Here is a 12,453-nt window from a genome sequence, read left to right on the forward strand (position 1 = left end):
AACGTGCTCACCATCTCGGGCAAGCGCAACGAACCCGAAAACACGAACTATCTCTATCAGGGCATCGCCGGCCGGAGCTTCGAGCGCCGGTTCCAGCTTGCCGATCATGTGGAGGTGAAGGGCGCGCGACTCGAAAACGGATTGCTCCATGTCGAGCTGGTACGCCAGATTCCCGAGCAGCTGAAGCCGCGCCAGATTGCGATTACGACCTCCGCACCCCGGGCTAAGGCGATCGAGGGCAGTCTCGCCGCCGCCGAGTAAGCGGCCCGTCGCCGTCATTGCGAACGCAAGCGAAGCAATCCGGGACGAAGGTTCCGGGTTGCTTCAGCCTGTTCGCACAGTGACCGGCGTTATCCCTTCTTCAGCTCAAGCACCATTTCGACGACGCCGGGCTCGCCGTCGAGCCTTTCGCGCGTAAAGCCAAGCGTCTCGCAAAGGTCGATCATGTGCGTGTTTTCGCGCAGCACATGGCCGAAGATCACGCCGATGCCGCGATAATTCGCGTAGTCGATCAGGTGCTTCATCAGCGCATAGCCGAGGCCGATGCCCTGCCTGTCGGTCCTGACCAGGATCGCATATTCCGCGCGTTCGCGGTCGGGGTCTTCCGACAATCTTCCGACGGCGGCGAGTTCCTTGCGGCTTTCATCCGTCAAGACGACGAAGGCCATCTCGCGATCGTAGTCGATCTGCGTCAGACGCGCGGCGAGCTGACGCGGCAGACGCCGGAGCGGCGAGAGGAAGCGCATGCGCAAATCCTCGGGGTCGGTGTGATCCAGAAGATCGTCGATCAGGGCCGTGTCGCCCGGCTTGATCGGCCGCATCGGGAAGGCATGGCCCTTGCGATCCATCAACACGCCTTCGAGCGTCGAGGGATAGGGTCGGACCGCCAGGCGGCGCGTGCCCTGAAGAAGCGGCGGGCGCACACGGACGCGGGCGTCGACCGCGATGACACCCTTGTGATCCGCCCAGAGCGGATTGATGTCGAGTTCGGAAACCTCCGGCAGGTCGGCGACGAGATCGCCCAGCGCCATCAGCGTTCCGGCAATGGCGTCGAAATCGGCGCCGGGTCGTTCGCGGTATCCCTTGAGCAGGCGCGCGATGCGGGTGCGGTGGATCAGATCTTCGGCCAGCACACGGTTGAGCGGCGGCAGCGCCATCGCCTTGTCGCGGATGACCTCGACCGCCGTGCCGCCCTGCCCGAAGAGAATGACCGGACCGAAGGTCGCGTCGTCGACGACACCGAGAATGAGTTCAAAGGCGCTTGGGCGGCTCACCATCGCCTCGATGGTGAAGCCCTCGATCGTGGCGGCCGGCGCGGATTTCGCCACGGCGGCCAGCATCTTCTTTCCAGCCTCGCGCACGGCGTCCGCGCTTTCAAGTCCGAGCGCGACACCGCCCACGTCCGTTTTATGCGTGATCTGCGGCGACAGAATTTTGAGCGCCACCGGAAAGCCGATCTGCGACGCGGTCCTGGCCGCTTCCTCGGCGTCCTTCACAATGCGCGTATCGACGACGGGAATGCCATAGGCCGCGAGCAGCGACTTCGATTCCATCTCGTTCAGCCATTCGCGTTTCTCGGCAAGCACCGTATCGACGATCTTGCGTGCGCGGGCGAGATCGCGATCAGGCCAGGCGGGGCCAGCCGGCGGTATTTCCATCAGCAAGCGCTGGTTCTGCTGATAGCGCACCTGATGCATGAAGGCCGCGATCGCCTGGTTCGGCGTATCGTAGGTCGGCACCTTGCGCGTCATGAAGACATGACGGCCGGCCTGCGCGCCCTGATCGCCGAGCCAGCTCGTGAAGACCGGTTTGCCGCTTTTTTCCGCCGCGTCGGCGACGACATGCGCCGCCGCGACATTGTCGACGACCGCGGTCGGGCAGTTCATCACCAGGAGCGCGTCGGTATTCTTGTCCTTGAGCAGCACCTCGATCGAGGCCGCGTATCGCTCCGCCGGCGCGTCGCCGATGATGTCGACCGGATTGCCGTGGCTCCAGGTGCGCGGCAGCACGGCGTCGAGCGCGGTCACCGTTTCCGGCGCAAGCTCCGCGAGCTCGCCGCCCACGTCGAGCAGGAAATCCGTCGCCAGCACGCCGACGCCGCCGCCATTGGTGAGGATGCCGAGCCTACCGCCGCCGAGCGGTTTTCGTTCCGGCCGCGTCGAAAGCGTTTCGACAGCCTCGAAGAGATCGTCGATGCCGTCGACCCGCAGCATGCCGGCGCGCTGAAAGGCGGCCTCGTAGACGGCGTCCGATCCCGCGAGCGCACCCGTATGCGACGCGGCCGCCTTCGCGGCGGCGGCGTGCTTGCCGGCCTTGATGACCATGACGGGTTTCAGGCGCGCCGCCTGCCGTCCCGCCGACATGAACTTGCGCGCTTCGCGGACGGATTCGACATAGAGGAGAATGCTGCGCGTCTGCGGGTCCTGCGCGAGGAAGTCGAGCATGTCGCCGAAATCGACGTCGGACATGCCCCCCAGCGAAACCACATGCGAAAAGCCGATGCCGCGCGTCGTCGCCCAGTCGAGCATCGCGGTGACGATGGCGCCCGATTGCGAGACGAAGGCGATGTCGCCCTTGAGCGGGGTCAGATGCGCGAAGGAAGCGTTGAGCCCGGCGCCCGGCACCATCACGCCGAGGCAGTTCGGCCCGACAATGCGCATCAGCGTCGGCTTCGCGGCGGCGAGCATCTGCGCCTGCAGCGCCTTGCCCTCCTCGCCCAGCTCGCCGAAGCCCGCCGTGATGACGATGGCGGCGCGCGTGCCGCGCGCGCCCAGTTCGGCGATGAGGCCGGGAACGGTCTGTGGCGGCGTCGCGATGATGGCGAGGTCCGGCGCCTCGGCGAGATCCTTCACATCGGCGACAACCTCGACGCCATCGATATGGCCACCGAGTGCCGCCGCTTTCGGGTTGACGGCCACGATGCGGCCCGCAAAACCGGCACCTTCCAAATTCTTCAGCAGCACCTGGCCGACGCTGCCTTCCCTTGTACTCGCCCCGACCAGGGCGACGGAGCGGGGGGCGAACATCTTGTCGAGATTACGAATGGTCATACGGCTGAGCTTTCCGGTCGGCGGGGCACGCTATGGCGAAAAATCGTCGCGTCGCCTAGACTGTTAAAAAGAATATGAAGGATCGACGTCACGCGCGCATCGCCTTTCGCCGCAGGGACAAGGCGGAGCATCGCACAGGGAGATAGCGCATGGCCTCCATCAGAAGTGTTTTGCTCGACCGCATCCTACGCATTCTGACGGCCCGCCGCCTCGATCCGCACATGGACCCGCGCATTCTGCGCGCGAAGCTCGACAGGCTCGCACTGAGGTTCGGCGGCAAGGGCCGCATTGCCCGCGGTCATGTCGAGGCCGCCGATATTGCAGGGATCCCGGCAGAGTGGATCATTCCGGATCGGGAGAACCAAGAGGGCATCCTTCTCTATCTTCACGGCGGCGGGTACACGGTCTGCAGTCCGAAAACGCATCGCAGCCTCGTTGCCGACATCGCCGTCAAGGCCGGCCTCCGCGCGCTGGTCATCGACTACCGGCTGGCGCCGGAGCATCCCTTTCCCGCCGCGGTCGAGGATGCCTGCAAAGCCTATCGCTGGCTCCTCGCCCAGGGCATTGATCCAGCGCATATCACGGTCGCCGGCGACTCGGCCGGCGGCGGTCTGACGCTCGCGCTCCTGATATCGCTCCGCGATGCCGGCGACCCCCTGCCGGCGGGCGCCGCCCTCCTCTCGCCATGGACCGATCTCGCCATGTCGGGATGGACGCATGTGACGCATGCGCGGCGCGACCCGATGCTCAGCGTCGAAGGCGCGCTGCTCGCCGCCCGCCACTACCTTCAAGGTACGTCGCCGACCGACCCGCTTGCCTCGCCGCTTTATGCGCGCCTCGACGGGCTGCCACCGCTTTTCATCCATGTGGGCGGCAATGAAATCCTGCTCGACGATTCCGTCCGTCTGGCGGGGCTTGCCCGGGCGGCCGGCGTCCCGGTCGAACTCAAGGTCTGGCCCGGGCTTCCGCATGTCTTCCAGGCCTTCGCCTTCCTGCCGGAAGCCCGCGCCTCGCGCGCCGAGATCGCCGTTTTCCTCGCGGGCCGGGCGGGAGCGGCCACCGGTCTCTTCCACGCCGCGGATTGAGGTCTGCCGGATTAGCGCAGCCTTAACCCCCACGGGCCTATCCTAAAACCTCCAGATCACGAATGCCGAGGAGCACGCGGCACATGCAGCCAGGCGCGCAAGGCGACAGCAGGCCGCTCAGCGATGACGGACCGCATCTCGATGTGCTGCTCGCCGAGGATCAGCCGGTCAACCAGAAGCTCGTCGCAGCGGTCATGGAACGGCTGGGTCATCGCCTGGCCATCGCGAGCAACGGCGCCGAAGCCGTGCGCGCGCTCCGCGCCGGACGCTACGATCTCGTTCTGATGGATATCCAGATGCCGGAAATGGACGGCATTCTCGCGACCAAGATCATCCGCGCCGCCGACGAGGACTGGCGAACGATTCCGATCGTCGCCCTCACGGCCCACGCCATGGAACATCACCGCCAAAGCTATCTCGCGGCAGGCATGGACGGTTTCGTCGCCAAACCTTTCAAGATCGATATGCTCATTGCGGAAATGACCCGGGTACTCGTGCGCGCCGCTTCGGATGACGGGCCAGCGGGGGCGACCCATCACTCCGCACGGGCGGACGAAGCGCGGCCGCATACGCGCCACGCGGCCCTGCTCGACGATGCCGTGAAGGATCTGGATAGCCTGCTTGGCTGAACAGCCGGTCGGCCTCAGTCGGTCAGAGCGCGCAACCTTCCGACGATCCGTTCGCCGGTCTCGCCGCCCGCTCCCGAAATGTCATTGTCGCTGACGAGCTTCAGAAGCTTGATATGCGCCAGAACGATCTCGAGTTCCTTGGGCGCCGCACGCCGGCTTCTGCGCATGTAGTCGCAGAGGGACGCGCCGATCGAGGTGACCAGATCGTAGCCGAAGGAACCGCCCTGTCCCTTGATGTTATGGGCAAGGGACTGAACTTCCTGCAACCCGGGATCGGGATTTTCCAAGTCGAGACGATCCCAGATTTCACCGAGAGCGACGACGTCGGCGGCGAGCTGCTCGCGATAGGTGTCGCGCAGCGCAGCGACCGCGGCTTCCGCCTGCGCGATCATTTCTTCATAGCTCGGCGACGATTTCAGATTCGCCATGCGGGACCCCGGATTTTTACCGGATCTACCGGCAATCCGAGATTAGGGTCCGCAGACTTAATGAAAGATAAAAAGCGGCGATATCGTCGCGCTCAACCGCTCACAACTTTCAGGAATTGTTCGACGTCGTCGGCGCGAGTCGAGAAGGATGTGACCAGCCTGACGGTGCGGGCCTCGCCGTCGTCGCCTTCCATCGGCCAGGGATGGAAATCCGCGCCGGCCGCCCGGAGCCGTTTCAGCATTTCGCGCGGCAGGCGCACGAAAATCTCGTTCGCCTCGACCGGCGTCTGAAGCCGGGCCGCGTTGACGAGCGCGAGCCCGTCGGCAAGCCGCTTCGCCATGGCATTCGCATGCGACGCATTCCGAAGCCAGAGATCTCCTTCGAGATAGGCTTCGAGCTGCGCCGACACGAAGCGCATTTTGGAGAAAAGATGTCCGGCGCGTTTGCGGCGAAAGGCGAAATCCGCCGCCTGCGCCGGGTCGAAAAAGATGACCGCTTCGGCCGCCAGCGCGCCGTTCTTGGTCGCACCGAAGGAGAGTACGTCGACGCCCGCCTTCCATGTCATCTCGGCGGGGCTGCATTGGAGCGCCACCAGAGCGTTGGCGAAACGCGCGCCGTCCATATGGACATGAAGGCCGCGCTCATCGGCTATGCCGGTCAGGCGGCGCAACTCGTCCAGCGTGTAGACGCCGCCGGCCTCGGTCGATTGGGTGATACTCAGCGTCGAAGGCTGTACATTGTGAACGACACCCGCTGGCAGCGCGGCCATCGCCGCCTCGAGTGCCGCCGGATCGATCTTGCCGCCATCTCCGGCGATGCCGACGAGCTTCGCACCGCCGCTGAACATCTCGGGCGCACCGCATTCGTCGACATTCACATGGGCATGGGCATGGCAGAAGACCGCCCCATGGGGCGGCGTCAGCGTCGCGAGCGCCAGCGCATTGGCCGCCGTTCCGGTAGCGACGGGGAAGACCGCGACCTCATGGTCGAAAACCTCTGCGAAGCGGGTCTGAATCCTCGCCGTGATCTGGTCACCGCCATAAGAGGGCACGGCCCCTTCATTGGCGCGGGCGAGCGCATCGAGAATTTCCGGCGCCACGCCGAATGCATTGTCGCTTGTGAAGATCATGGGAAGGCACCTCAGGTCTTGTCGATGGCGCGTTGGCCGGCTTCGGTCATAGGTCAGACCGGGTCATCTGTCACCGCCCGGCCTGCTCCGGCGGCGCGGGCGGTGGCGAGGTGTTTGTGCAACGCTCCCGGCCAAAAGGAGACCGGATCATTTTTAGGTCAGCAATCCTGTCGTAATTACTTGATTCATTCGGGCGGTTTAGGGCATGATTATTGCGCTGAGGTAGGTTTTGGCCCCCATTCGGGGCCATTCCTGTCAGGGGCGGCGGGCCCACCCGCAACAGGCGCTGATTTCGCTTTACTTTCAATCAATTAGCGGAATTCGGCATTCTGGAGAACGGGCACCGGACGCCCCACGGGACAATTTTTGCAATTAGGCGTGCGATCCGTTAAGCGTTCCGGGCCTCCAGGCGCCCCTTTTGGGCCGCGGCAGGCATCAGAACGCAAGCGGTAACAGGAACGGTCTGTCTCCAGACGCATGAGGGGACAGACAGGCAAGGAACTTGGATATGACGGAGAAGCAAGCCATGGTGGCGCTTCCTGCGGGCGGAGGACTTCCCGACGCGCAGGGTCTCTATGACCCCCGGAACGAGCACGATGCCTGCGGCATCGGCTTCGTGGCGAATATCCACAACCGAAAATCGCACAAGATCATCGAGGATGGGCTGCGCATTCTCGAGAATCTCGAGCATCGCGGCGCGGTCGGCGCCGACCCTAAGGCGGGCGACGGCGCGGGTATCCTCATCCAGATTCCGGACGCCTTTTTCCGCGAGGAAGCGGCGCGCCTCGGCGTCACGCTGCCCAAGGCCGGCGAATACGGCATCGGTCATTTCTTCCTGCCGCGCGACGAGGCCGAGAGGAAGCGCGTCACGGAACTCGCCGAACGCACCGTTGCCGAGGAAGGCCAGGTTTTCCTCGGCTGGCGCGACGTGCCGGTCGACAATTCCGACCTCGGCTATTCGGTGAAGCCGACCGAACCCGTGCATCGGCAGCTTCTCGTCGGTCAGGGCGCGGCGATCGCGGATCAGAACCATTTCGAGCGCAAGCTCTTCGTCATCCGCAAGCGGATCTTCAACACGCTCTTCCACGAGAAGGCGGCGATGCCGAAGGACTTCTATATCGCGTCCTTCTCCTCGCGCACCATCGTCTACAAGGGCATGCTGCTCGCGGCGCAGGTCGGCTCCTATTACAAGGACCTCACCGATCCGCGCATGGTGACGGCGCTCGCGCTCGTCCATCAGCGCTTTTCGACCAACACCTTCCCGACATGGCGCCTTGCGCATCCTTTCCGCATGATCTGCCATAACGGCGAGATCAACACGGTGCGCGGCAACGTCAACTGGATCCAGGCGCGCTACTCGTCGATGCAGTCCGAAATTCTCGGCGACGATCTGAAGAAGCTCTGGCCGATCGCGGTCGAGGGCCAGTCGGACTCGGCCTATTTCGACAACGCGCTCGAACTTCTCGTCATGGGCGGCTATTCGCTTTCCCAGGCGATGATGATGCTCATTCCCGAAGCCTGGGCGGGCAATCCGCTGATGGACGAGGACCGCCGCGCCTTCTACGAATATCACGCCGCCCTGATGGAACCATGGGACGGCCCCGCCGCCGTCGCCTTTACCGACGGCCGCCAGATAGGCGCGACGCTCGACCGCAACGGCCTGCGCCCGGCGCGCTACCTTCTCACCGAGGACGGCAACGTCATCATGGCGTCGGAAATGGGCGTGCTGCCCGTTCCCGAGGAGACCATCGTCGAAAAGTGGCGTCTCCAGCCCGGCAAGATGCTGCTGATCGACCTTGAGGAAGGCCGCATCATCGCCGACGACGAGATCAAGGCGAAGCTTGCGAAGCTCCACCCCTATCAGACGTGGCTCGACCGCACGCAGATCGTGCTTGAGGACATGCCCGCGCCGAAGAAGGCCGCGACGCCGAAGCCTGACGGCCACGCCGCGCTGCTCGATCTGCAGCAGGCCTTCGGCTACACGCAGGAAGACATCAAGTTCCTGATGTCGCCGATGGCGATCGAGGGTCAGGAAGCGATCGGCTCGATGGGTACGGACACGCCCATCTCGGCGCTCTCCTCGAAGACGAAGATGCTCTACACCTATTTCAAGCAGAACTTCGCCCAGGTGACGAACCCGCCCATCGATCCGATCCGCGAGGAACTCGTCATGTCGCTGGTGTCGTTCATCGGCCCGCGCCCGAACCTGCTCGATCTCAAGGGCATGTCGAGCGTGAAGCGGCTCGAAGTGCGCCAGCCGATCCTGACCAACGAAGATCTCGAAAAGATCCGCATGATCGGCGAGGTGCCGGACAATCATTTCCGCTCCGAGACACTCGACATCACCTACCAGGCCGAGCGCGGCGCGGCGGCGATGGAAGCGATGCTCGACCGGCTTTGCCAGCGTGCGGAAGATGCGGTGACGAAGGGTTTCAACATCATCATTCTGTCGGACCGCATGGTTTCGGCGGAGCGGATGGCGATCCCGGCGCTGCTTGCGACGTCGGCCGTGCATCATCACCTGATCCGCAAGGGTCTTCGCACCTCCGTCGGCCTCGTCGTCGAGACCGGCGAAGCGCGCGAGGTGCATCACTTCGCCTGTCTCGCGGGCTATGGCGCAGAGGCGATCAACCCCTATCTCGCCTTCGAGACTCTGGAAGCGATGCTGCCGGATCTCGACGAGGAACTGACGGCCTATGAAGTCACCAAGCGTTACATCAAGGCGGTCGACAAGGGGCTTCTCAAGGTCATGTCCAAGATGGGCATCTCGACCTACCAGTCCTATTGCGGCGCGCAGATTTTCGACGGCGTCGGCCTCAACACGGAATTCGTGAAGAAGTATTTCACGGGCACGCAGAGCGTCATCGAAGGCGTCGGCTGCACCGAGATCGCGGAAGAGACTTTCCGTCGTCATCATCTGGCTTTCAGCGACGCGCCGGTGCTCAAGAACGCGCTCGAGGTCGGTGGCGAATATGCCTATCGCGTGCGCGGCGAAGACCATGCCTGGACGGCGGATTCGGTCCGCGATCTCCAGCACGCGGTGCGTGGCAACTCACGCGACAAGTACCGCGAATTTGCGAAGCGCATCAACGATCAGAGCGAGCGGCTGCTGACGATCCGCGGCCTCTTTGAAGTCAAGACCGCCGAACAGGACGGCCGCAAGCCCGTTTCGATCGACGAGGTCGAACCGGCCGTCGACATCGTCAAGCGGTTCGCGACCGGCGCCATGTCCTACGGCTCGATCAGCCGCGAGGCTCATACGACGCTCGCGATCGCGATGAACCGCATCGGCGGCCGCTCCAACACCGGCGAAGGCGGCGAAGAAGCCGACCGCTACAAGCCGATGCCGAACGGCGACTCGATGCGCTCCTCGATCAAGCAGGTCGCGTCCGGCCGCTTCGGCGTCACCACCGAGTATCTCGTCAACTCGGACATGATGCAGATCAAGATGGCGCAGGGCGCCAAGCCCGGCGAAGGCGGGCAGTTGCCCGGCCACAAGGTCGACGCGACCATTGCCAAGGTGCGCCATTCGACGCCGGGCGTCGGCCTCATTTCGCCGCCCCCGCATCACGACATCTACTCGATCGAGGATCTCGCGCAGCTCATCTACGACCTCAAGAACGTCAACCCGGACGGTCTCGTGTCGGTGAAGCTCGTCTCGGAAATCGGCGTCGGCACGGTTGCCGCCGGCGTTTCGAAGGCGCGCGCCGACCATGTGACGGTCTCGGGCTTCGAGGGCGGCACGGGCGCCTCGCCCCTCACCTCGATCAAGCATGCGGGCTCCCCTTGGGAGATCGGCCTCGCCGAGACGCACCAGACGCTGGTGATGAACCGTCTCAGGGGCCGCATCACGGTGCAGGTCGACGGCGGCGTCCGCACCGGTCGCGACGTCGTCATCGGCGCGCTTCTGGGCGCCGACGAGTTCGGCTTCGCGACCGCGCCGCTGATCGCGGCCGGCTGCATCATGATGCGCAAGTGCCATCTGAACACCTGCCCGGTCGGCGTCGCGACGCAGGACCCGGAACTCAGGAAGCGTTTCGTCGGCACGCCCGAGCATGTCATCAACTACTTCTTCTTCGTCGCCGAAGAAGTGCGCGAATACATGGCCTCGCTCGGATATCGCTCGTTCAACGAGATGATCGGCCAGCTCCACATGCTCGACAAGCGCAAGGTCGTCGATCACTGGAAGGCGCATGGGCTCGACTTCTCACGGCTCTTCCACGCGCCGCAGGTCGACGGCAAGGTCGCGATCTTCAAGAACGAAGAGCAGGACCACAAGATCGATCAGGTCCTGGATCGCAAGCTCATTGCCGAGGCGAAGAGCGCGATCGAGACCAAGAAGCCCGTTCAGATCGAGATGCCGATCACCAATGTCGATCGCGCGGCGGGTGCCATGCTGTCCGGCGTCGTCGCCAGGGCCCATGGCCATGCCGGTCTGCCGGACGACACGATCCATGTGAAGTTCAACGGCACCTCGGGCCAGAGCTTCGGCGCCTGGGTCGCCCATGGCGTCACGCTCGAACTCGAAGGCCAGGCCAACGACTATGTCGGCAAAGGTCTCTCGGGCGGACGTCTCATCGTCTATCCGCCGAAGAACACGCGGATCGTGCCCGAGAAGTCGATCATCGTCGGCAACACCGTGCTTTACGGCGCGATCTCCGGCGAATGCTACTTCCGCGGCGTCGCGGGCGAGCGTTTCGCGGTGCGCAACTCGGGTGCCGTCGCCGTCGTCGAAGGCACGGGCGATCACGGGTGCGAGTACATGACCGGCGGCGTCGTCGTCGTGCTCGGCCAGACGGGCCGCAATTTCGCGGCCGGCATGTCGGGCGGCATCGCCTACGTCCTCGACGAGGATGGCATGTTCGAAAAGCGCTGCAACATGGCGATGGTCGATCTCGAGCCGGTGGAAGCCGAACTCGAGCTCATGGACAAGCTCCATCACCAGCGCAGCGATCTCGAAAGCCATGGCCGCGTCGACGTGATGTCGGACATGACGCGCTTCGATGCGGAGCGTCTGAAGCAGCTTGTCGAGAACCATGTACGCTACACCAACTCGTCGCGTGCTAAGGACATACTCGCCGACTGGGCCGCGATGCTGCCCAAATTCCGCAAGGTCATGCCGGTCGAGTACCGGCGCGCCCTGAAGGAAATGGCGCGCGCGCAGGAAAGCGCCGCCGAGGCAATCGCCGTGGCAGGAGAGTAAGAGTGGGCAAGATCACAGGTTTTCTCGAGATCGACCGGCAGGACCGCAAGTACCTGCCGGCGTCGGATCGCATCCGCAACTACAACGAGTTCGTCATTCCGCTCGACGAGAAGGCGACGCGCGACCAGGCGGCTCGCTGCATGGATTGCGGCATCCCCTACTGCCACAATGGCTGCCCGGTGAACAACCAGATCCCCGACTGGAACGATCTGGTCTATCACGCCGACTGGGAGGAAGCCTGCCGCAACCTCCATTCGACCAACAACTTCCCGGAGTTCACCGGTCGCATCTGCCCCGCGCCCTGCGAGGCCTCCTGCACGCTGAACCTCACTGAAGCCCCCGTCACGATCAAGACGATTGAATGCGCGATCGTCGATCGCGGCTGGGCCGAAGGCTGGATCAAGCCGGACCTCGCGAAGACGAAGACCGGCAAGAAGGTCGCCGTCATCGGTTCGGGCCCGGCGGGCCTCGCCTGTGCGCAGCAGCTCGCCCGCGCGGGTCACGACGTTCACCTCTTCGAGAAGAACGCGAATGCCGGCGGCCTGCTCCGCTACGGCATTCCCGACTTCAAGATGGAAAAGCATCTGATCGACCGCCGCGTGAAGCAGATGGAAGCCGAGGGCGTGACGTTCCACTACGGCGTCCATGTCGGCGTCAACAAAAAGGCGAAGGACCTCGTTTCCGAGTTCGATGCTGTCGTGTTGGCAGGCGGCGCGGAACATCCGCGCGACCTGCCCGTCGAGGGCCGTGACCTCCGCGGCGTTCACTTCGCGATGGAATTCCTGCCGCAGCAGAACCGCCGCGTTTCCGGCGAGCCGCTGATGAATGCCGAGCCGATCCTCGCCGGCGGCAAGCATGTCGTCGTCATCGGCGGCGGCGACACCGGCTCCGACTGCATCGGTACGTCCTTCCGCCAGGGCGCCGTCTC

General features: G+C 64.3%; 8 protein-coding genes. 5 read left to right on the forward strand and 3 right to left on the reverse strand.

Annotated elements, in window-relative coordinates; all coding sequences use genetic code 11:
• A partial coding sequence (locus VMR03_RS09885) for an Hsp20 family protein (protein WP_325404707.1) occupies positions 1-261 on the forward strand: 261 nt, incomplete at its 5' end.
• An 89-nt stretch (positions 262-350) separates the two neighbouring features.
• Here the strand turns inward: VMR03_RS09885 and VMR03_RS09890 are convergent.
• On the reverse strand, positions 351-3,050 hold the full coding sequence (locus VMR03_RS09890; protein ID WP_325404709.1) for a bifunctional acetate--CoA ligase family protein/GNAT family N-acetyltransferase: 2,700 nt from the start codon (positions 3,048-3,050) through the stop codon (positions 351-353).
• A 149-nt stretch (positions 3,051-3,199) separates the two neighbouring features.
• On the opposite strand from VMR03_RS09890, the gene VMR03_RS09895 reads away from it, so the two are divergent.
• Both VMR03_RS09895 and VMR03_RS09900 read left to right on the forward strand, forming a co-directional pair.
• The gene (locus tag VMR03_RS09895; protein WP_325404711.1) at positions 3,200-4,135 is read left to right on the forward strand and encodes an alpha/beta hydrolase; all 936 of its coding nucleotides are present in this window, start codon (positions 3,200-3,202) and stop codon (positions 4,133-4,135) included.
• A gap of 83 nt (positions 4,136-4,218) precedes the next feature.
• Positions 4,219-4,764, forward strand: coding sequence for a response regulator (locus tag VMR03_RS09900; protein ID WP_325404713.1), 546 nt, complete (start codon positions 4,219-4,221; stop codon positions 4,762-4,764).
• 14 nt (positions 4,765-4,778) lie between these two features.
• Here the strand turns inward: VMR03_RS09900 and VMR03_RS09905 are convergent, their stop codons facing one another.
• The gene (locus VMR03_RS09905) at positions 4,779-5,192 is read right to left on the reverse strand and encodes an Hpt domain-containing protein (RefSeq protein WP_325404715.1); all 414 of its coding nucleotides are present in this window, start codon (positions 5,190-5,192) and stop codon (positions 4,779-4,781) included.
• A 92-nt stretch (positions 5,193-5,284) separates the two neighbouring features.
• Positions 5,285-6,322 (reverse strand): low specificity L-threonine aldolase, encoded by a 1,038-nt coding sequence (locus VMR03_RS09910; protein ID WP_325404717.1) that lies wholly within the window; start codon positions 6,320-6,322, stop codon positions 5,285-5,287.
• A gap of 508 nt (positions 6,323-6,830) precedes the next feature.
• Here VMR03_RS09910 and gltB point away from each other — a divergent pair.
• Both gltB and VMR03_RS09920 read left to right on the forward strand, forming a co-directional pair.
• On the forward strand, positions 6,831-11,525 hold the full coding sequence (gene gltB, locus VMR03_RS09915) for a glutamate synthase large subunit (RefSeq protein WP_325404719.1): 4,695 nt from the start codon (positions 6,831-6,833) through the stop codon (positions 11,523-11,525).
• A gap of 2 nt (positions 11,526-11,527) precedes the next feature.
• On the forward strand, positions 11,528-12,453 hold a 926-nt coding region (locus VMR03_RS09920; RefSeq protein WP_325404721.1), incomplete at its 3' end, for a glutamate synthase subunit beta.

The organism is Parvibaculum sp. (assembly GCF_035511255.1).
Lineage (GTDB): Bacteria > Pseudomonadota > Alphaproteobacteria > Parvibaculales > Parvibaculaceae > Parvibaculum.